The organism is Dyadobacter luticola (assembly GCF_005860805.1).
Classification (GTDB): domain Bacteria; phylum Bacteroidota; class Bacteroidia; order Cytophagales; family Spirosomataceae; genus Dyadobacter; species Dyadobacter luticola.
The window spans coordinates 475,541-496,579 of sequence record NZ_VCEJ01000004.1; the positions used below are offsets into that span (position 1 = coordinate 475,541).

Sequence of the window (21,039 nt, forward strand, 5' to 3'; positions counted from 1 at the left end):
CACTTAAATAAAACAGCTAGCACATCCCTCACCCTCAGCCTCATTGAGAATGTCTAATAGGTACGGTGATTTTGACTTATGAGCAATTCTTGCAGTTCTTTTCAAATATTCTTCTTTTATTGCTTGCATCCGAGCAGGCTTAATTAAATCTTCAAGTCTCTCGTTGTCGTTCCAAGTATAGCCGTCCTTTTCGTATGCAACTGCTTTCAAAAAGCGATCAGGATGTTGTTCATACAGCCAAATCCATTCTATTTTTTGCTGATAAAAGCAAAAATAACAACCAGATCTACTTCTTGAATATTGCCCTACTTTACCGTTTAGGTCGAAATCAAGTTTATTATAATAGGCAGGTACGCCAACCCCACTTTCTTCTAATAATTTAAAAATATCTTCTCTGATTAAAACGTCCTCATTATCAACCAGGGGAAAGGTATTCTCTTCTGACAAGGGATAACTAGTTTGCTTTAAAAACGAAAATATCAACTCATTAAAAAGCCTAACATCGACATCTAATAAAATATTTGTTTTCTGGGTTTGAGTAAAATTGAATGAAATTGGTTTCAGCAGCAATTCTCTAAATCTAACTTTTGACGGTGTATATGATAATCCATCAAACTGTTCAATCAACTTCACGAGGTTGTTATTTGTAAGCGCTTTGCCAATTACATCCTCGCTCCAAATGTTCTTGCGAAACGGAAAAATAGACTGAATATTTGGCTTTTTAGATATGTAACCTTCCCTATCCTCATCCCCCCGGATGCCAACATATGAAATTACAGGGTCATTGCCAACGAATTTTTCAAAAGGCTCAAGTTTAAGTTTTTTCGTACACCACCTCGAATTAGCTGAAGGCAAGAAGCCTCCATACAGGTCCAAATAATGGTCAAACGGATCCTGCGTACTTTGATTTGCTGCTTGAAGAAGCTCTATTGTCTTACCAAGATAAACTTCTAGATTTTTTATCAATTGATATGTCTCTTCCAATTCTTTCCCCGTATCACAGGTATAATATTCAATGTCGAGCTCGGGATACAAATTGCGCATGTATATTGCCAGAGCAGCACTGTCCTTTCCGCCTGAAATTCCTAGAAGGTGTCTTACTTTTGTCATTTCCTAAGCAATTCTTTTAAAATATTAGTTAGGGCCGCGATGTTAACGACGTCATCACCGACCTGCAGTTGTTCCCGAATAAATTTTTCAACTTGTAACACCTGCTTTCTTTTGCTAGCTGGCATTCTTACCAGATCTGTACTTATACCATCAACAAAGGAAGAAATTTCAAGACTAAATACTTCTTCCTTTTCACCGTCCCACTCCTTCTCAGAAATAGTAGTCAAATTGTCTAGATCACGAACAGTTCTCCGCAGCTTGTCGTATAGTTGAAGTTCGTCATTGTCTCGGAAAATATCAAGCGATTTACCGATGACTGCCTGAGCCATTGAATTTAACCAGGCTTTACGATCATCTAACTGAGAGTCAAGCCTTTGTATAAAAGCCTTTTGATTAGCTAGAAGCATGTGTCTTTTCAAGTTCTTATACCTCGATTGTAGTCGCAGCTTATAATCCTCAAATTCAATTTCTTCTCCTATAAATTCATTAATAATAAATTCTTCAAAACGACTTACAAGATTGTCATAACATGTTCTGATCTCTCTAATCGCTTCTTGCAAGTGAGAAATATAAGCTTGAAAATGCTCTTTGGTAGTAAGAATTGATCCAAAAGAGTATCCCAATGCCTGTGGGAAATCCTCAAAAAACGTTTTTTCAGGTTCCTTTGAGTTAATAATCGCCTCGCGTACCGCAATAGCCTCTTTGCTTAGTCTTTTCGTGTTCTTGGCATACTCAGGTAAATCTCGATAAAATTTTAGAAACGGTTTAACTGTTTCAATGAAAACCTTATTACTAAAATGAAGTTGAGAACCCTGGCTAAGCAAATGGCGATAACTATTGAACAAATCAAGTTTAACTCCGTCTAAGTCAAACGCCTTGACATCATATTTTTGGGGATTTTTGACGATTAGCTCAAGAATATCGGAACTAATATCAGGAACGTAGGTTCCTTCTTCAAAAAGTGCAAAATCGTTCCTAGTCAAAAACAAAAACGTAGGAACCCAGAAATCTATCAGACCTTGCTTTAATTTAAATGGCCTCTTCGATAGCGTTTCTATAAATTCTGCTACTGATTGCTTTGATTGCTTTGATTCAGCCAAAAATTTAATTGAGGAATTCCATAAAGGTTTAAACGAAGAATTTTCTCCTATTACAGGAATATTATCTGCGTCTTCCAAATTCAAATTGAGTCCATTCTCCTTGATTAGAGTCAAATAGATGGTTTTCTCAGGAGGGAATCGATCTTTCTCAAATCCCAAATCCGGTTCATTCCATTGCGATACTAGACGTTGCAAAAACATTTTTTTTGCACTTCCGATAGACGCAGAAATTTTATGCCTATTAACCAACTCATTCTTAAACTTTGGAGTATCACTGTAAACGTTGTAGCATACCTGGGACAGCAATTTATTAAGATCCCGTTGACTAAAAACCTCCTTTGACTCTCCCTTAAAAATCCAAGTAACTTCATTGCGGAAATGCCCGTCCAGAATATAATGGTTCAGAAGATTCTTCTGATGGTCCATTACATTATTAAGCTCTCGTATAGCTACTTTGTCATCTGGATTTCTATCTATGACTTTTTGTGTTTTTTCGATTTCAAAAAGCTGCTCTCGAATTTGCGCTGTATTTTGATAGTATACGTACACTATGGCTTCGTGCTGCGTAGAAGAAAATATTTTAACATCATCGATAGAAAGTGATTTACGGAAGATGAGATTCAAATAACCATCAATTTCTCCCTTTGGCACCGTACTAATTGGTTTCTCTGAGATCCAGTACTGGAATGAGCGAGGTGTTCCATTTTGATAAGAGTACATCTTTGCCAAAACAGGTGGAAGTTGATAATGACGTTGAAGCAGTGTTGTAACGTCTCTAATTTCATCAACATCATTCCCCGCTTTTCGGAGCGCCAATTGAATGTCTAGATCAGTACCTTCATTCGGCACAAATCGAGCATTATGTATTCGATATAGGATTATCTTGCGTTGGGTCAGGCTTGCAATCATCGGAGAGACGTCCGCAAGACCTAAACACACCTCTCCATATTTAACGAGGAAAGATTGATCCAAAACAGCACTTTTTGGCATAACTAGGCTTAAAAGTCCAATAACCTTGATAAGCTTCTCATAACCATCCAAGTTCTCAACGAAAGACCGTTCTACATTCTCCAACGCCGATCGCATACCCATCCATGCTAAATAATCAGGATTGTCTTTGGAATTTAGAAAGGAGTAAAAGTTGAACGTTAAATAGTCGTATATGTTAGCAACATTATAAAATGGGTTGTTTTTCGTAATACGAACTTTACTTAGTCCTGTATGGTCCGTTGATTGAAGGAAAGAGAATAGTGACCTCTCATTTTGACCATATCTTTGAAGTGCTAATGTTAGAACAGTAGCACTCAACAAATCTAGTGGATACAACCTATCAGCAATTTCAGGAGCTACCGCCTTATCTATTTTTAGAGCAGATGTACTTAAAGCAATTCTTTGAGCTTCTCTTATATTACTAATAGCTTTTAATTCAACTGGATTATTATTACCTTCTAAATGTTCAGCTACAAGTAATAATAACTGTTCAACTGGTTCATTAAATGTTATTTCCCTAAAACGGCCTTTTACTTTCGACCACTCTTTCCGCTGCGAATCAGAAAGAGAAAAGGAATATGCATCAAAGTTTTGGTGAACTGTGCTTATTAGACATATATTTTCATCTGAATTATTGACAAATTCAGTTAGTTGCTGAATAAAATACAGCTCCTTTTCAGGAGTATTCTGTGCCGCATATTCAAGAAACTTGCCAAATTCATCAACAACAATTATCAATATTGCGTTTCTTGTTCCTAAGTCATAATAACAATTATAAATCTCTGAAAGAATCTTTTTTGAACTAATGTCTCTAATATCAAAATGATCTGCAAAAGCTTCGATTAGCGACTTATATTCTCCAACAAAATTTATTATTTCAACTGTCGGATCGGAAATTAAATTTATGTCGAAAAACCTTTTTTTATTCCTTAGAGTTTGTTCTAACGCCCATAAGAATGAAGATTTACCAGTACCATAAGATCCTATTATGTTAAAGGAACGATTGCCCTTTTTAAAATCACTCTCTATCTGACGAACAGCCCTTTGAGCATTAGGTGTTGGATAGTATACCAACTCCCTTTCAGCATCGCGAATAATGTTTACTGACGGAGTGTAGGTATTACTGCTCATAATAATTAGCTAAAATTAAAAGTGGATCAGGCTTCGATTTAAATGATATTTCTCGGATACCGGCTTGGTCGCTAAAGACAATTTCAGGAAATCTCTGGGCTATACTTTCGAGCTTTGTATAAAGACTCGTTGCATTCAATGCAAATACACTTCCCACTTGGTTAGGTTCCGTAAGTAAAGTGTTAAAGTTTACAGATTTATTAAAACCTCCGGTTGTCATCATTCCATACAATACTATTTCATCCGGTAAATTACGTCTATCAGTATTCTCTATCACGAAAGTATCCTTGTCACGTGGAGATACATTCATTAGGTCCAATTCTGTTAGTAAACCGGAAAACCCTTCTTCTCTATCTTTGGACTGTGCAATCGATCGGTTATACATCTTTATAAAGACTCCAAAATCGTTCAATACCGTGCCGTCATTAATTGTAATTTGAAGTATTTCTGCTTTCCGTTTTACGAATGTTAAAAAATTGTCTTTCGTAAACTCTATCTTATCCCTTCGTAGCTCGTTAAATATCAAGGCGTATGCCGATGCCTTTCCACTTGTAACAAGCTGAAAATGAAGGAGCCACAATGTCCCAACGTCTTCTAAATAAGGATCCCAACCATTGTCGCTCAACAGAAAATCTGCCAAGTCAGTAGTTTTATCATCTAAGGTCAACAGATTAAACGCTTTCATCCAATATCGGATAGCGTTAACCATGTTTTTTCCGACACCAAGCTCTACAACAGCATCTTCGTCGTTGAAAGACTTATTCATTTTTACATAATCAAATCCTTTCTTAAGCCATAAATTTCGGCATTGAAAAGACTCGTGCCCCGCAAAGGCCATTTTATTAACTTGCGACAAGGAACTAACATCCTTTCTTTCAGCCACTTTCTACTTCTGTTAAATTATTAGTATTGTTGTTATTACGAAGATAACATAACCGAATATGATTCAGCACATTTATTTAGATCAGCGCAGTCTCGTAATTGGAGTATAATCGCAGTGCGGATAATAACTATTTTATCATCAAATTTTCCGACGCATTGATTAATAAATTATCATTTGAACAACAATCTATTCCCTTTTAACCCGAATCCAGCCCTCAATTTCTATCCCCTCATGCCGCAAATAGTTATAAAGCGTTGTCTTGCTACCAATCTTTAACTGCTCACAAATTTGATTTGTAGTATATTTCTTACTTTGATATAAGGTTGCTGCTAAGCCTGCGAGCTCCTTCGATTTCTTTGTCAGCCCTTTTGGTCTGCCTCCCACCCTACCGCGAGCACGGGCAGCTTCCATTCCTGCCAAGGTACGTTCCATTAAGATCTCTCGTTCATTTTCCGCGAACACTGAACTGAGCATATACCAAAGGCGACCCATTTTGGTAGAAGTGTCAATACCCTCAGAAATACTCCGGAAGTCTACTCCCATTTCTTTCCATTCTACCATGAGCTTTATCAGCTCATAAGTTGTCCGGCCTAAGCGATCAATTCTCCAAACAACTATCACATCTCCTTTTCTAAGCTCCGAAATCATCCTTATATATTCTGGCTTTTGCATTGAGGCTCCGGAAACCTTTTCATGATAAATTTTCTCGCAACCTGCTTTTTTAAGGGAGTCAAATTGTAGGTCTTGGTTCTGCTCAGTCTTTGAAACCCGTATGTATCCAATCACCATTCAAATAGTACAATTTAACGTGGTAGTTCGCAATATACAGTAATTTGTTTTGGTGTACCACTAATCTGTAATTTGAAAGTGGCGAAAACGGCACTTTTCAGAGCTAAAAGGGAAGAAAAATCGAAAGGTCACAGAGTACATAAAAGCCACCGTTTTCCTAAAGGTATAAAGCAGCTACTTTTTAGGAGTCCAAATTCTTTAAGGTAGTCGTATCCTTGATTCAAGTCGCGGCAAGCTGCTTTGGGTACCATGCTAAAAATCCACCTTTCCCGTAGCAAGCGTATGGTTCCTTAAAAAAGGTTTCCCGTGTCTGCCCTCTGTTGTTCTTGGCCATGGGTCGCTGCTGACTAAATCTCGGCGGTTAATAGTCACAACCCTTCTATACGCATGTTGGTCTTCCCACATTTATTGTACAGATTATTTTTAAATTCGTTTAATGGAGAATCAAATAGAAATATATCAGAGCAATGACGGCCATACCCAAATAGACGTTATGTTCGGAAACGATACTGTGTGGCTTAATCGTAGTCAATTGGCTGAGCTTTTTGGCCGCGACGTTAAGACGATTGGTAAGCATGTAAACAATGTTTTTTTTGAAGGTGAATTAGAGAAGTTGGCAGTTGTCGCAAATATTGCGACAACTGCCGCGGATGGTAAAATATATCAAGTGGATCATTATAATCTTGACGTGATAATCTCAGTTGGTTATCGGGTTAAGTCACAGCAAGGAACACAATTCCGGCAGTGGGCAACACAGCGCTTGAAAGATTATCTGATCCAGGGTTATGCAATTAACGAGAAACGGCTGAATCAAAAGGAACAGGAGGTACAGGCTTTAAAGGATGGAATCCGGATACTAAGCCGGGCAATTGAAACAAAGATGGGCGATGCAAATCAGAACTTGCTTGAACAATTCGCCAAAGGCCTCGAATTACTGGACGACTACGATCATGAAAAATTGGATCTGAAAGGTATTACAACCCGCCAGGCGAAGTATCCGGAGCTATCAGATTACCAAAATATCATTGAGAGCATGAGAAGAGATTTCGACTCAGAAATTTTTGGAAGGGAAAAAGATGATAGCTTTCAAAGCTCTGTGGCTCAAATCAGTAAAGGGTTTGGAGAGATTGACTTCTATCCCTCAATTGAAGAAAAAGCCGCCACACTACTCTATCTGATCATTAAGAACCATTCGTTTGTTGACGGGAATAAGCGAATTGCTGCTGCTTGTTTCCTGTTGTTCCTAGAAAATAATGATCTATTAAAATCGGTGGCTGGTGTCCCACTTATAAGTAATGAAGCTCTTGCAAGTCTGACACTTTTCGCTGCCGCCAGCAAACCTGAGGAAATGGAAACGGTTAAAAAGTTGATTATTAGTGTACTTAACAGGAATCAGTAAATCTCCTTTTTTTTCCTGGAGATTTAAGAAACCAATAGGCTCTGGCAGCAACGCTGATTAGGATAAGTAGTTTTTGCCCATATTACCAACATGATATTTTCACGTAAGGACTTATATGATTTGGTGTGGTCGGATTCTTTGACGGCCCTTTCGAAGAAATATAATATTTCAGACAATGGCCTTCGAAAGGCCTGCATACGTATGAGTATTCCTCTACCTGACCAGGGACACTGGAATAAGGTAAAGGCAGGAAAGAAAGTGAAGGTTAAGGCGTTTCCCGAGAAAAGTGAAGGCGAGCAGCAGCTGCACCTTTCTCTCAGAGTAGAAGGAGAAAACGCAATTGAGGATGGGCTTTCTCCTCAGGTAGCCCTGCAAAGATCAATTGAAACGGACTCGGCCATTGATCTTGTAGTGAAAGATTCTTTAATAAACCCGGACCCGCTGGTTGTAAAGGCCAGACAGGCTTTTGCGTCGAAAAAGGAATATATTGATCAGGATGGCGTTAGGTTGATTTATTCGGAGAATCTTCGCATAAGCGTGTCCGTAGGTCTTATTGAGCGTTCCCTGCTTATTATGGATACTTTCATCAAAGCAATGCGAACGAGAGGCCACGACTTTCTTCTCAAAGACGGTAATTATAAGGTTGTGATAGGCGGTGAAGCCATAGATATGACTTTAAAAGAAGCTCGCAACGTGGTGATCGGCACCGACCGGTGGCAAACCAGAACCTTTAAAGCGAATGGCACTTTAACCTTCCAGTTCGAACAGGGATACACCACCACCAGTTGTAAGGATGGTAAACTACAAAAGGTCGAGCAACAGCTATCAAAGCTTATTTCCAAACTGGAATTGATGGGTGAACACCTTAGAAAAGAGCACGAGGAATGGGAGAAGAGGCGCGCCAGAATGGCTGAGGAGGAAAGAATAAAAAACGAACGTGAGCAGAAAAAAAAACTGGAGATAAAATCCTTTCGGCAGCTTGCCAGGGATGCCAGCCGTTGGAAAGAGAGTCAGGTTCTCCGCGAGTACATTGATCAGAGGGAGCGTGACGCCCTGGCTGAGAATAACATGAGTGAAGAGATGACTGCCTGGCTTGATTGGGCCAGAAAGAAAGTAGACTGGTATGATCCGACTGTTGGATCGGACGATGAGCGGCTCGAGGGCATCGCACCAGAAACCATCATGATTCAAAACGATTCCGGCAGAAATACAAGTTCATGGTTCAATCAGGACAGCGATTAACATCAACCAGAAAGGGGGTGGCCACTTAGACCTTAGTATATGAAGTGATTTATCACCGTACTCCTCGACTGACAATCATTAACATCGTCTTTATCAAATTTTCCAGCAAAATCAGAATTATAAAAAAAAGATTGCGAAATAATAAAACTGTCTGGCCATGGATAAGAAAGCGTTTTACCAAACCTATAGAAAAGTTCTAGAAAGGTTACCCGCATGACTATTCAAGTAATTTAAAATGGCAGTCTCACACAAACTCAAACATTTTCAAAAATTCTCGAACAAACACAAACATTCTCGAAGTTTTTCGACCATTCTCGAACAAACACAACTTTTTTCGAACAGACAAACGTCAGCCTAAAACGCTTTCGATCCTAAGGCAAATTTACACAGGATAGGTAAATCCCATTTCAATAAACTAGATTCACAAATCGGCTCAGCACACGGTTTCAGATACTTTGAAATCCAAATGAGCCGCCTGCTTTGCGCGTCTGGCCAGATGTACGATTGTAATACAATCGCCGGTTGCTGCGCACCCGATCTGGCCTTCCCCTCCAAAGTCGGTCCAGGTTTGTGAAGGAGTTTTTAATGTTTGAAGTGTAGATAGGATCGTGATGAAAGAAGAAAAATCGAACAAGACAAGGCATGTAATCTTCCGGTTAACACCCAAAGAATACGCCAATCTGGAAGCCAAGCGCAGCCGCACCACCTGCCGAAAATTAAGTGAATTTTTAAGGCTCTTGATCTTAAACCGACCGGTGACTGTGATCGAAAGGAACGGTTCGCAAGATCAGATGATCAGTGAACTGTCAGAACTGCGGGAAGAGCTTAACCGGCTTGGTAACAATTTCAACCAAGCAACCAAACGCCTCAATGCGGTCAACCAAATTTCAGAATTCAGAAACTGGATTGCCAGCTACGAAGCTGAAAAGACATTCCTGTTTTCAATCCTGGACAAGATCAAATCGCAAACTGATAAATTGGCAGATCGATGGTTGCAGTGATCCACACCAGCAGTCGGCTCCGGGCTGTGCTGCTATACAATGAGAACAAACTGGAACAGGGACATGCAGAATGCATTTCGGCGATCAACTATCCAAAGGATGCGGATGCGATGACGTTTGATCAAAAGCTAAACCGAATTCAGCGGCAGTTGGCTTTGAACAAAAGGACAAAGGTCAATACGGTTCACGTGTCCTTAAACTTTGATCCATCGGAAAAGCTGAGTAAAGAACAGCTCGCGGAGATTTCAAAAGCCTATTTAAAAGGTATTGGATTTGAGAAACAACCCGCCCTCGTATACGAGCACCGAGATGCCGGTCACCCGCATGTGCATATTGTGACGACCAACATCAAAGCTGATGGCAGCCGGATCTCATTGCACAACCTGGGCAAAAATCAATCGGAGAAAACCAGGAAGGAGATTGAGATCGATTTTGGTTTGGTGAAGGCACAAGATCGAACAGCGCAGGAGTTTAATTTGAAGCCAGTCAGCATCAAAGCAGAGTATGGAAAGTCAGAAACCAAGAAGGCTATTGCCAATGTGCTCGAAAAGGTTCTGAACGATTACAAGTTCACCACGATGGGTGAATTGAATGCAGCGCTCAACCATTATAATGTTGCTGCAGACATTGGCTCTGAGGGATCGAGGATCAGAAAGAACAATGGCATTTTATACCGCGTGCTGGATAAAGATGGCAACCGGGTTGGGGTGCCCATCAAAGCAAGCGACTTTCATTTCAAACCAACACATAGAAGGCTGAAAGTGCGTTTTCTGTACAATGAGATGAATCCGAACCGTACAAAGGATTCGTTACGTGTTAAGAATAGTATAGATTTTACTTTGTATGGCAAACAAAACGTTTCATTGCCCAGACTAATCAATATTCTTCAAAAAGACGGGATCGATACGGTGATCCGAAGAAATGAAGAAGGCAAGCTGTACGGGATCACATATTTAGACCACCGTACTAAATGTGTTTTCAATGGAAGTGCATTGGGCAAGCAATATAGCGCGAAGGGAATCGCCGAGCGATGTGTCGAGGATCCTTTTTCTCTTCATCAGCGAAAGTCTCAAAGGATCGGAATGGCTGTTGGTCAGCCTGCCAGTGCAGGTAATGTTTACTATGCAGGAAATGATAGTTCATTGGAGATTGATAAGTCTTTTGATTCTTTGTTGTCTCCTATCAAGGATGGCGAGTATATACCGAATCCGTTAAAGAAGCCAAAACGGAAAAAGCAGAAAGGGTTTTCGATGGGATTTTAACTTATTGCATATTTACGCTCGCACCTCAGCGCAACGAAAGGTACAAAGCAAAAAGTGACGACTGCAAATCCATGCGGCTATTTACCGCGGCTATCGCCGCTCCTTAAACCGCGGCATGGATTTGCAGTCAAGGGGTGAACCCCGTCACTTTTTGCTTTGTGTGAGAATGGCGATTGCGCTGAGGTGAAAAAATAATAGTTTTAAATCAGGCGACAATCTGAAACAACTAAGGCACTCTTTCCTTTCCCTGGCTACGCCCCGGTGACGGTTTGTTTCACAGCTATTTTCCTGAGCTACAACAAAAAAGGACTGTCGCCAACAGTCCTCCATATCTACGCTTTTGCAACCATTTTTTCGAGGCCTTCTCAAAGTACTTTCAGGTCGAAAAGAGCTGACCTTTCTCTCTGACCAAATGGGATATCCGAGTAAAAAAGTGCCAGATCGTGGATCATTTTGAGCGATGAAGCGTCGGAACGATACGTGATTTTTTGCTTCGTAATCTTCCTGTATAATCAGGCAGCATTTTGTAGGTGCAGGTCCGAACCATCTTATATCACCTTGAGCGTCTGGCCTAACATCGTTTTAAACTGATGTTATAACCAAAACGAAGAAACTCTATTTGTGAGTATTGTTTGGCTCATAGGGCAAACAATTCGACATTTGAGAAGTCAAATATTCAATATAAATTTAGCTCACAACCATATCATTACCTCTATACCATATTCTATGAATTACATATCTGAATTGCTTACCGTCGGGGAATTAATTATAGTAATACTTGTCAGTGCCTCGCTATATATTCTTTTGCAAAAAAGATCCACGAAGAAGAAAAGAAAGAAATACGATCCGAGCAAATACGATTACTACGACGATGAAAAGGGTGAGGTTTCTGTCAGACGTACTGTTAAGGAGGAAATGCTTGCTAAGGAAAATGCGCGGCTATACGAATTGCTGATGGGGAACCTAAATATCTATGCGAAGCACCAAGGTGTATTCAACCTTGATAATCGTCAAATTGCGGTGCAGACGATTTACATCTCATATGATAAACTAAATATGGAAGGTCTGTCGAGATTTTTGCTTGCATATGATTACATCTTTAAGTCAGTGTATCAGCTAGCGGTTGAACACCAGGCGAGATTACCTATTGCGTTTGATGAATATCCGGAAGACGCCATTCTTGAAATATTGTCCGCACATACCGGTAATTCCATTATAATCAAGGTAAAAACCGGTTGGATGCCGGAAATAGCTCTGCAAAATGGAAACTTTGAAGTCTCTTTACCGAAGGGTGCAATAGTATTGATTTTCGTTGGTATTTTGATTAAAGGAGCTATCACATGGGGACTGGAAAATTATAAATCCATACAGGAAATTGAGGCCAATTCTCTCGAGAATGAGAAGTTAAGAATCGAACTGAACGAGTTGCGAGCTAAATACGAGAAAGAACTGGCAATGGGAAGGGCTGAACATATTAAGGACACCCTATCGGAAATAAAATTATTCGAAAAAAGTAAAGATATTCGATCAGTTCAATTCTTTCCTCCATTACCGATGAAATAAGCGATAGACAAATATTTGTCGAAGCGGTATTACATTTTGTCATAGTAACATACTCAAATCACTACTTGTTTGCTATGGAGAAGAAACATCTTTATGGGGACTATGTCCGAAATCTTCACCAAAGCGTCGTTAGGCGGTTGGAGATAATTGAATCAGAATACAACTTTGAAAAGGGAGCAGAATTTGAGATTGCGATTTGTGAAATTTTGCGATCATTTTTGCCTCAAAAATATGGCATCTGTCGAGGATTTGTCATTGACAGAGATGGCAAAACAGCTGGTGATGATATCATTATCTTTGATCAGGATAGATTTCCAACGATTCGAAGTATATCTAAGGGAAGCTATGAATTAAAAGAAAAGATTCCAATCGAAGCGGTCTATGCTTACATTGAAGCAAAAAACACGCTAAAAATTACTCAAAATCCAAAAACTTGTGTATTGACAAAAGGCATTACTCAGTGTATCAACTTCAAGAAGATTTGTAATAGGCGACACCCGGTTGTACACCATGAACTTGATCCTTACGTCAAACAGGGAGGTGTTATTTCAACCTTCCCGGACTATCTGCCAAAAAGGAGAAACCCGGCTTTTGCTGTGCTTATTGGAAGGAACGTTCAAATTGGAAATAAAAAAGAATTGTCAACGCAAGAAATACATGAGGCGCTTAAAAATTTCGAAATGGATGATAATGAAAACAATCCGGATTTGATCATTGCGGGTTCTCATAATTTTTGCACTCCACATTTTTATAGCGGAGCAGACCAGGTCAGAAGTTTATTTTACCTAGATCATCACCACGAGAGAGGATACTGGGCGGGTCAGCAAAATGACCTCACCTATGGTATTTTTCTATCCCAACTTGCGTTTGTGGTAGATTGGATCAGGTTAGGACGAATGCCATGGATTGACATCATAACCGAGGCTACTTTCAAGGAATACAGACCACTAGGTTATTGAGGATAACTGGTTCAACAAATTGACTAGAGATGCGAAGAAATAAACAAAAATTAGGAAAATGTGAAAGTAGTTTAATTTTTTACTCACAGAAATTAAATGGCTGTCGGCCTCCCGCTATTTGACAAAACAAAACTCGGACCGCACTAGTAGTCATTTATTAAACCTTTGTATATGGCTATCAGCCAGTTGGTTAAACTGGGAGAAAAGTAATGACCCAGGTATTGCCCCTCGTCCCTTACGACTCAAAATTTGATCAGAACGCAAAATGCATCCGACATTAAATTTCCTTTCGCAGATAATGTACAATCTCGCATATGTAGATTACGAAATGATCTATCAAAGTATCGAGAATCTGGATCATAAGATCATCCCAACAAGTCTGTTGCACAAAGGCCATTTCATCGAACGGGCACGAATTAACTATGGAGGAGAAATTTTTACCCGCCCTGACCAAGTAAGCTATATAAGCGATCCGGAAGTACTAAGAGATAGAGTCAAATTCGGGCGAGCAAATGTTCCTGAGCAAGGTGTCTTTTACGGCTCGATCGTGTCTCCGGAGATTGAAATGCCGCGCGCGGTCGCGTATTTTGAAACTAGTTCACGGATTGAAGAACTCAAACTGCCAGGCCAATTTGAAGAAATTTTCACTGTCAGTCGTTGGGAAATCTTGGAAACTGTCCAGCTTGCAGAGATAATCTATGCAGATCAATATTCGGGAACAAGCAAATACGTCCAAATGTCAATACAAAATCAGCGGGCACATGTCGAAGAAGCAATTGAACAGCTCAAGTTGCGAGAAGATGTTGACTACACTGAACACTTCGCGCTACAATCGAAAATTATCTGCAACGAGTTTGCCAAGACAGAAATTGATTCACCAGATGACTATAAGATTTCCGCCGCCTACGCGAATTATATTCTTAATCGAACTCCTGCACAGGGATTAACATACCCGAGTGTTAAGAGTGGTTACAAAGGCCAAAATGTTGTAATGTTGCCAAACGTCGTAGATAAAATTCTGAGCCTGAAGGAGGTCTATATGTGCTTCTGTCGAAGGCAACACTCTGAAAACCCATTAGTTGCAATCACGCACATAGTCACTAACGTTGGTTCTGGCGAGCCTTTTACCTGGGCTTCAGCTTAGATTAGGCCATTGTTTACGATCTTCTTCATTTTCGTTAGCATCCCACTTTCCCAAACTTACTCTTGCAATCAGTTCGGCCGTGACCCGATAGCGTTTAATGGAAAGGGAATGATAGGCATCTGTGGTGTTGCCATATCAATCCATCAAATCAGGCTGTTATTAATCTATTGACGATTGCTGTGTCAATACTATTAGATTATGTTGTGACATTTCTATTAAACCATGTTGTGACAATTTACTGGATAATGAAAAATCACAACTACCATAAGGAATAAAATATGTCGAATAGCGAAGCTATACCTGATCTGGTATAATCCAGCCAAACTAGTTAGCTTTATACCATAATGGGTATATAACATGTCTACTTTTTCATCATTCCTAAAAGAAAGGCGTAAGGCAGTTGGGCTTACACAGGAAGAACTTGCTTTTAAAGCAGGTGTCGGTCTGCGCTTTGTTCGTGATTTGGAACAAGGCAAGAAAACACTTCGACTTGATAAGGTCAATCAATTACTGTGGCTATTCGGAAAGGAAGTTGGTGTAGTTGACGTCAAACAGGAATCAGAAGAAGACAAATAGATTCCTTCAATTAATAGAATTGTCGTTTAGCAAACTTTCGGCAACAAATCCTTATCACTGCCGAAAGTTTGATTTTGGATCACGCTTTCTTACTGCAACCAGCAGACAAACTCTTACAAAAATTTGTATTTTTACCCCAATAACATCGCAGTTACCACCGCCAAAACCACAGGCATTTTCCAAACTTTGAACACCAAAAACCACCCGAAAACTGACTCAAAAACCAGCGAAAACCATCATCAATTCAAGCAATTTTCGCTAAAAGAATTATACATAACAAATATACTGTTGTACTATATGTATAAAAAATAGTGAGTCTTTCGTGTAGTTCATCTCAAATAAAGGAGACAAAACCTTGATTACGAGCCAATTAAAGGCAAAGTTCGAGACCCGTCTCCCTCCCACAGCGGTGGCCGCCTTGAAAAAAGGTCAAACCCAAATTCCCGCCGGCAGGCAAATCAATTTCCCCCTACGTTCACCTTTTGTATACCTCCAATTTGAAGGTTGTCGACCTTTTGTGTACCCCCTAAAATTGTTGCCGGCATTTATCCGCCCTAGGTTTGCATTGCCTTACGGAACAGACATTTCAGTTTGTGTTCCCGGAGAGCTGTTCAGCCATTATTTCAATATGCTATTAGTCATGAAAAAAATCATTACCACCAGATCATTTCATTATTTCATTCACACACTGACATTCGTTTTTTTATTACTAAAATTATTCACTGCGGATGCTCAAACGCAATGGACAGCACTAACCATAAGTCCGGAGCAACAGCTTAATGACGTGGCATTCGGAGCGGGGAAATATGTTGCAGTGGGAGAAAATAACATTGTCCGCACTTCAACAGACGGCGCAACCTGGAAAACGGTACAGACAGGCCTGGCCTTTGGCGGCACATTATACAGTGTTGTTTTCGGCAACAACCTGTTTGTTGCAGTCGGCAGTTCGGGCCTGATCGCCACTTCGACGGATGGGATTTCGTGGAGCCAAAAATTGATGGGCACCACACAGAAATTCAAGGGTATCGCTTACGGTTACGGAATATTCGTAATCGTAGGCACAGCCGGCGCATTACTGACATCACCGGACGGCCAAAACTGGACAAAACGTCCCAATGGCCTGGATAATCTGAACGATGTTGCCTATGTAAATTACAGCTTTATTGCTGTGGGGCCCAACGGATTGATCAAAACAGCTTCTGCATACGGCATAGACTGGTCCGTAAAAAGTTCGGGCACGAATAATGAGTTGCGGGCCGTAGCGGGTCGCCCCAACGGAACTTCTGTGATCGTAGGTGACAAGGGAACTATTTTGTATTCAAAGGAAGGTAAATACTGGAATGCCGTTCCAAACCAGGACAAAACGTTGTCGCTGAGCGGCGTCGAATGTAATCCGTCGAATGGTCGGTTTGTGGCTGTCTGCTCCAACAAAAATGTGGCATTGGTGTCTTCCACCGGCGAGGGCTGGGGTGATGCGCCCAAGCCGACCGGTTCCGCCTGGTATCTCAACCGCGTCCGCTATTTTCAAAATTCATTTCTGGCCGTTGGAGGTATGGGAACGTTCCGTTCATCGTATAACAATGGCTATGCGTGGTCTTCCACAACCACTAATTTCAGGACGATGCAGCTTACTGGCGCGGCCTATGGAAACGGGACTTTTGTAGCAGTAGGAAGTGTGCCTCTGGATAATGGAGCGACGGGGCTGGGACAAACCAACCTCGCCATTGCCTCCGCAGATGGAGTTAACTTTACGGTCGGGCAAACGGTAAAGCTGGTTGGTGGCACAAAAGCCATTCATGACGTTGCTTTCGGAAATGGTTTATTTGTAGCCGTGGGGGAAGATGCTTTGATCCAGACTTCGCAGGATGGGAAAAACTGGACCTATCGCCAGGTAGAGTTTGGACAAAATCTCCTCGGCGTCACGTTCGGCGGTGGCAGGTTCGTGGCAGTCGGGCTCCATGGCCTTATCATGTGGTCTTTCGATGGAATAGTTTGGAAGAAATCAACGAATAAGGTACTTTATTCCATCAAGACCGTGGCTTATGGAAACGGCATGTTCGTGCTCGTCGGCCCGTACGGTCTTATTGGGAATTCGCCGGATGGCAGTGACTGGTCGTACCATTACAGTGGTACCACAAACCACCTGAATGGTGTGGCGTTTGGCCACAACCAATGGATTGCGGCTGGACAAAACAATACCATCCTCACCTCTACCAACGGCATAAAGTGGACACCGCTAACCCCCAATGTCGCGATAGGAAAGAGTGACTATACGGATATCATTTATGAAAACCATTTTGTGATCACAGGTACAAACGGTAAGATCGTAAGATTTATACCCAACACATGGTGGTCAAATCCATCCTCATCCACCTATAAGCACCTCAATACCGTCACTTACGGCAACGGCCGGTATATTGCAGCGGGAAATTCCGGAGCTGTGCAAATGTCGATTAACCCCTATTATTATCCTGACACGCCGGGTTCGCCAGCCGAGGAAGCGCTCTTCAGGGTAGGTGGTACGGACATGGATGAAAATGCGATCGAAGACGAAACCGCGAAATCGGCTTTCAGCGCTACTACTTATCCTAACCCGGTCGATGATCAGTTTTCCGTTAACATTGAAGGTGCCGGGGGAGAAAAAGTGAGGCTGCAGTTGCTGGACCTCTCTGGCCGCACGATCCTGGATAAAGTGGTGACTGCCGAAACAGGTACCTACCAGGAAACCATCCCGATGGCTCAGAAACAAACCGGAATGTACCTCCTGCGGGTCAGCACCGCAGCGCAAACGCAAAGTTTGAAGATACTGAAACGATAGATGCTGCATGTTCGATGCGGGATGGTGTGAAAGTGAAAGCTGACCTGGGAAAACAAAAAAGGACTGTGGCCAACAGTCCTTTAACCTTTAGGCTTTCGCCCCCATTTGTTCGAGGCCTTCCCAAAGGAGCTTCACGTCAAAAAGCGCCGACTTTTCAGCCATATCAAACGGAATATCCGAATGATAAAGCGCCAGATCGTGGATCATTTTGAGCGAATGCGCCAGCTCTTTACAGCCCTGACATTCGATGAGATACCAAAACTCGGCTTGTGATTGCGTCAGCGGGTCGCCGACATTTGATGCGTGACGTGCATCATTAGTTGCGTTGACTGAATTTGGGTTCGAGTCAATTCCTTTACCATCTGAAGTTTGCATTGGCAATGGTTTTTGGGTGATTAAATAAGGAGAGGTCACCGCAAACTTCAACGAAGAAACACTTCGGCCAGGTTTCGGGACTTGCACCCGTATGCCTCTCCAAGGCCATTTTGGCCTGGCTATTCTAATAAAATTCATAAAGTGTTTCTAAAAAGTTTGCAGGGCAAATATAGAATAAAGTTTGAACTTGCAACATGAGTAGTCTGATCAACTTGCAAACCCTGCCTTTCTACGTCTAGCAGTAGTTAAATATGCTTTGATTATGTCTTTATTGAAAAAAGGCGCAAACAGATAAAAGACAATATAAAACTTCTACGAAAGCCATAACGATCAACAATGGACATAATTGATGATTTCATTAGACAGTATAATAAAGAATTCGACTATTATCAAAAACTTTGTCAAATTGTTGCTTCAAAAATTGAAGACCAGTTATTTAAACGTGGCATCAAAGCTATTGTAACTCATCGAGCTAAAAAGCCAGATAGATTAAAAGATAAGCTTTTAAAAAGGAATGAAGAGAAAAATTATGGAACTGTTGAAGCAATATATTCGGATATTATCGACTTAGCGGGCATAAGGGTTTCTTTGTATTTTCCTTCCGAACGCGAAATAATCGATGAAGTAATTAATGATCTTTTTCACGTAGAGAAAACAAAAAAATTCCCTTTGACTCCCCATATACCTAAACATGACAAGCGGTTTTCCGGTTATTGGGCAACTCACTATCGAGTTCGACTAAAAAAGGAAAATTTGACGTTAAGATATATTGACACAATTGCCGAGATACAAATCGCATCTGTTTTAATGCATGCGTGGTCCGAGGTTGAACACGACTTGGTTTACAAACCATTTTCTGGAAAGCTTTCTAAGGAAGAATTGGCTATCCTCGATGAGATAAATGGATTAGTTTTGAGCGGTGAAATTGCCCTTGAAAGACTTCAAGCGGCTATGTCTGAACGAACTAAAAAGCACAACGAAATAAATGACAAGTATGAATTAACCAACTACCTGCTAAGTAATATTGATAAGGATTACTTGAACAAAATAAAGCTGGGAGACACATATTTATTGAACAATTACCTCAATACAATTAAGACTCTGGATGTTAGTGAACTTAACAGCTACATCACTATGATAAATACCGACCTTCAAGAATCCGTAACGGACCAGCTGCTTAACATGTTAATGGTTGAGTTTTATGATAATGATAAAATTGACTTAAAAAACTATTTCAAAAACCTGCATGTTTCTGAAAGAAAAGCGTCGGGATTCGAATCATTTGTAAAGTGCTGGGTTGTTTTAGAAAAAGCTGTTAGGGATATCTTAAAAGATTCTGACTCAGATGTGCGACGTTATATGATTCCGAATTTTGGACTATTGAAGGATAAGAAAATATTGAACAACAAGGAAGCTAACGAACTGCGACAGTTAAGACAAATTCGCAATTACCTATTGCACGGAATTGAGACGCCTGTTGATGAAAACCTGAAAAACAGTTATAAAGAACTAAAATCTATAACATATAAGGTAGTTGATCATGTTCCGACCGCCGATATAAAAGAGCAGTTAAAAAGTGAACTTGACTCTTTATAAATATCCGGAATATGTATTGATATATAGAAATTATTTGCCTGATTGAAGGTAATAGCACGATATTAATGAATAAAGCTAAATTTTGCGCCTTGTGATGATATCATCAATAATAAATCCTGCAGGGCCATTGTGAGTCCGAATCATATCAAGTACTGCCTCCTTCATAAAGTTTGTTGATCCCGGGTTATCGCCTCCGCGATCTTCCGGTACTAAAACCCACCTTCTGCGCCGAATAATGTTAGTTATTGGCATATTAGCTAACAGAATCATTTTAATGTCCTTTTTTGTATTAAACATTTTAGTAGTAATAACCTCGTTCACCGCTTTTCCATCTTGTTTTTCTACTGTAAAAAAGGACATGGAGTCACTCAGATCGTATTTAACGGCGTTTTGTCCATCAGGATCACTCCAACCGAATTCTTGGAAAGCATTAAGTACACGTGTGCCATGCTTATATGCATTGTATTCATATCGACGTGAAAATGTTATAGCAGCCTCTTTTAAGAAAAGTTTGATTGCTTCATAACTATCTTGTAGCAGCTCTGGAACACCCGGCTCTTTCAAAGGTGGAGCAAAAAAGAAAATGTGCATCCACAATGGATGATTTCCAAACTGAGCAGTCGCTAGATCTAAAAAGGCAAGTTCGCTTTCATCTGTTGCTATTCGTTCTATTCGCGAATAGTTTTTTTGGAAATTGGAAGTACTAATAGCCTGCAATAAATCAAGATCTCTACATTTCCCTTCCTTTGGTTCTAGGCCAAAAATCAGTTCAAAGAGAGTTTCTATCACATGAAAACAGGTTACTCGAATTTCGCCTTTTAAAAAACGAGCATAATCAGCCTCATTATAGCCTGAGATTTGGGCCGCTAAATAGTCTTCCTGAAAAGCCTCGCATCTATCTAGAATTGAAGACAATGTTGTCACCTTATACAGATGGTAGTCGTATGCGTACTGTGTATAAAAAGCTTTGTAGTTGATTTCCATGTCACTTCTTTATTTAGATTAACATGTAGTATATGCTTTGTATGCTACAGGCAAGCATTAGGTTATAAATGCAGGTACCTAGATCTATACTATCATTTGACATACATAAGGCCTACT

The 21,039-nt window shown here is 40.5% G+C and carries 16 protein-coding genes; 10 read left to right on the forward strand and 6 right to left on the reverse strand.

What is annotated here, in order from left to right; genetic code table 11:
* Window positions 1-3: 3 nt before the first annotated feature.
* The 4 genes from FEN17_RS12680 to FEN17_RS12695 form a co-directional block, all read right to left on the reverse strand.
* Window positions 4-1,110: a phosphoadenosine phosphosulfate reductase family protein gene (locus FEN17_RS12680; protein ID WP_138365725.1), complete on the reverse strand. Its 1,107-nt coding sequence runs from the start codon at window positions 1,108-1,110 to the stop codon at window positions 4-6.
* On the reverse strand, window positions 1,107-4,331 hold the full coding sequence (locus FEN17_RS12685; protein WP_229208806.1) for a hypothetical protein: 3,225 nt from the start codon (window positions 4,329-4,331) through the stop codon (window positions 1,107-1,109). Before FEN17_RS12685 ends, FEN17_RS12680 begins: the two co-directional genes overlap by 4 nt.
* Entirely contained in the window at window positions 4,321-5,214 is an 894-nt protein-coding gene (locus tag FEN17_RS12690; RefSeq protein WP_229208807.1) for a DUF4007 family protein, read from the reverse strand. The genes FEN17_RS12685 and FEN17_RS12690 overlap by 11 nt, the downstream gene beginning before the upstream one ends.
* Before the next feature lie 186 nt (window positions 5,215-5,400).
* Window positions 5,401-6,003, reverse strand: a complete 603-nt coding sequence (locus FEN17_RS12695) for a recombinase family protein (RefSeq protein WP_138365727.1) — start codon at window positions 6,001-6,003, stop codon at window positions 5,401-5,403.
* A 436-nt stretch (window positions 6,004-6,439) separates the two neighbouring features.
* Between FEN17_RS12695 and FEN17_RS12700 the strand changes: the two genes are divergently transcribed.
* From FEN17_RS12700 to FEN17_RS12740, 9 genes are all read left to right on the forward strand, one after another.
* Window positions 6,440-7,402: a virulence RhuM family protein/type II toxin-antitoxin system death-on-curing family toxin gene (locus FEN17_RS12700; protein ID WP_138365728.1), complete on the forward strand. Its 963-nt coding sequence runs from the start codon at window positions 6,440-6,442 to the stop codon at window positions 7,400-7,402.
* Window positions 7,403-7,603: 201 nt separating this feature from the next.
* Window positions 7,604-8,644 (forward strand): OmpH/Skp family outer membrane protein, encoded by a 1,041-nt coding sequence (locus tag FEN17_RS12705; RefSeq protein WP_205748150.1) that lies wholly within the window; start codon window positions 7,604-7,606, stop codon window positions 8,642-8,644.
* 611 nt (window positions 8,645-9,255) lie between these two features.
* Window positions 9,256-9,645 (forward strand): plasmid mobilization protein, encoded by a 390-nt coding sequence (locus tag FEN17_RS12710; RefSeq protein ID WP_138365730.1) that lies wholly within the window; start codon window positions 9,256-9,258, stop codon window positions 9,643-9,645.
* Window positions 9,633-10,907, forward strand: a complete 1,275-nt coding sequence (locus tag FEN17_RS12715; RefSeq protein WP_138365731.1) for a relaxase/mobilization nuclease domain-containing protein — start codon at window positions 9,633-9,635, stop codon at window positions 10,905-10,907. Before FEN17_RS12710 ends, FEN17_RS12715 begins: the two co-directional genes overlap by 13 nt.
* Before the next feature lie 726 nt (window positions 10,908-11,633).
* On the forward strand, window positions 11,634-12,470 hold the full coding sequence (locus FEN17_RS12720) for a hypothetical protein (RefSeq protein WP_138365732.1): 837 nt from the start codon (window positions 11,634-11,636) through the stop codon (window positions 12,468-12,470).
* Between the two features lie 74 nt (window positions 12,471-12,544).
* The gene (locus tag FEN17_RS12725) at window positions 12,545-13,429 is read left to right on the forward strand and encodes a DUF6602 domain-containing protein (RefSeq protein WP_138365733.1); all 885 of its coding nucleotides are present in this window, start codon (window positions 12,545-12,547) and stop codon (window positions 13,427-13,429) included.
* A 265-nt stretch (window positions 13,430-13,694) separates the two neighbouring features.
* Window positions 13,695-14,573 (forward strand): hypothetical protein, encoded by an 879-nt coding sequence (locus tag FEN17_RS12730; RefSeq protein WP_138365734.1) that lies wholly within the window; start codon window positions 13,695-13,697, stop codon window positions 14,571-14,573.
* Window positions 14,574-14,930: 357 nt separating this feature from the next.
* The gene (locus FEN17_RS12735; protein WP_138365735.1) at window positions 14,931-15,149 is read left to right on the forward strand and encodes a helix-turn-helix transcriptional regulator; all 219 of its coding nucleotides are present in this window, start codon (window positions 14,931-14,933) and stop codon (window positions 15,147-15,149) included.
* Between the two features lie 640 nt (window positions 15,150-15,789).
* Window positions 15,790-17,967 (forward strand): T9SS type A sorting domain-containing protein, encoded by a 2,178-nt coding sequence (locus FEN17_RS12740; protein WP_171037917.1) that lies wholly within the window; start codon window positions 15,790-15,792, stop codon window positions 17,965-17,967.
* A gap of 87 nt (window positions 17,968-18,054) precedes the next feature.
* Here the strand turns inward: FEN17_RS12740 and FEN17_RS12745 are convergent, their stop codons facing one another.
* Window positions 18,055-18,342 carry a hypothetical protein gene (locus FEN17_RS12745; protein ID WP_138365737.1) on the reverse strand — a complete coding sequence of 96 codons (288 nt, stop codon included), beginning with the start codon at window positions 18,340-18,342 and terminating at the stop codon, window positions 18,055-18,057.
* A gap of 336 nt (window positions 18,343-18,678) precedes the next feature.
* Between FEN17_RS12745 and FEN17_RS12750 the strand changes: the two genes are divergently transcribed.
* Window positions 18,679-19,938 carry a GTP pyrophosphokinase gene (locus FEN17_RS12750; protein WP_138365738.1) on the forward strand — a complete coding sequence of 420 codons (1,260 nt, stop codon included), beginning with the start codon at window positions 18,679-18,681 and terminating at the stop codon, window positions 19,936-19,938.
* A gap of 75 nt (window positions 19,939-20,013) precedes the next feature.
* On the opposite strand, the gene FEN17_RS12755 is transcribed toward FEN17_RS12750, so the two are convergent.
* Window positions 20,014-20,922, reverse strand: a complete 909-nt coding sequence (locus tag FEN17_RS12755; protein WP_138365739.1) for a hypothetical protein — start codon at window positions 20,920-20,922, stop codon at window positions 20,014-20,016.
* Window positions 20,923-21,039 lie beyond the last annotated feature (117 nt).

Excerpts from the sequence above, each read along its gene's own strand:
- FEN17_RS12720 (WP_138365732.1), top strand. The coding sequence starts at position 11,634 with ATGAATTACATATCTGAATTGCTTACCGTCGGGGAATTAATTATAGTA.
- FEN17_RS12745 (WP_138365737.1), bottom strand. The coding sequence starts at position 18,342 with ATGCAAACTTCAGATGGTAAAGGAATTGACTCGAACCCAAATTCAGTC.
- FEN17_RS12680 (WP_138365725.1), bottom strand. The coding sequence starts at position 1,110 with ATGACAAAAGTAAGACACCTTCTAGGAATTTCAGGCGGAAAGGACAGT.
- FEN17_RS12710 (WP_138365730.1), top strand. The coding sequence starts at position 9,256 with ATGAAAGAAGAAAAATCGAACAAGACAAGGCATGTAATCTTCCGGTTA.
- FEN17_RS12740 (WP_171037917.1), top strand. The coding sequence starts at position 15,790 with ATGAAAAAAATCATTACCACCAGATCATTTCATTATTTCATTCACACA.
- FEN17_RS12695 (WP_138365727.1), bottom strand. The coding sequence starts at position 6,003 with ATGGTGATTGGATACATACGGGTTTCAAAGACTGAGCAGAACCAAGAC.
- FEN17_RS12715 (WP_138365731.1), top strand. The coding sequence starts at position 9,633 with ATGGTTGCAGTGATCCACACCAGCAGTCGGCTCCGGGCTGTGCTGCTA.
- FEN17_RS12700 (WP_138365728.1), top strand. The coding sequence starts at position 6,440 with ATGGAGAATCAAATAGAAATATATCAGAGCAATGACGGCCATACCCAA.
- FEN17_RS12755 (WP_138365739.1), bottom strand. The coding sequence starts at position 20,922 with ATGGAAATCAACTACAAAGCTTTTTATACACAGTACGCATACGACTAC.
- FEN17_RS12735 (WP_138365735.1), top strand. The coding sequence starts at position 14,931 with ATGTCTACTTTTTCATCATTCCTAAAAGAAAGGCGTAAGGCAGTTGGG.
- FEN17_RS12730 (WP_138365734.1), top strand. The coding sequence starts at position 13,695 with ATGCATCCGACATTAAATTTCCTTTCGCAGATAATGTACAATCTCGCA.
- FEN17_RS12685 (WP_229208806.1), bottom strand. The coding sequence starts at position 4,331 with ATGAGCAGTAATACCTACACTCCGTCAGTAAACATTATTCGCGATGCT.
- FEN17_RS12705 (WP_205748150.1), top strand. The coding sequence starts at position 7,604 with ATGAGTATTCCTCTACCTGACCAGGGACACTGGAATAAGGTAAAGGCA.
- FEN17_RS12750 (WP_138365738.1), top strand. The coding sequence starts at position 18,679 with ATGGACATAATTGATGATTTCATTAGACAGTATAATAAAGAATTCGAC.
- FEN17_RS12725 (WP_138365733.1), top strand. The coding sequence starts at position 12,545 with ATGGAGAAGAAACATCTTTATGGGGACTATGTCCGAAATCTTCACCAA.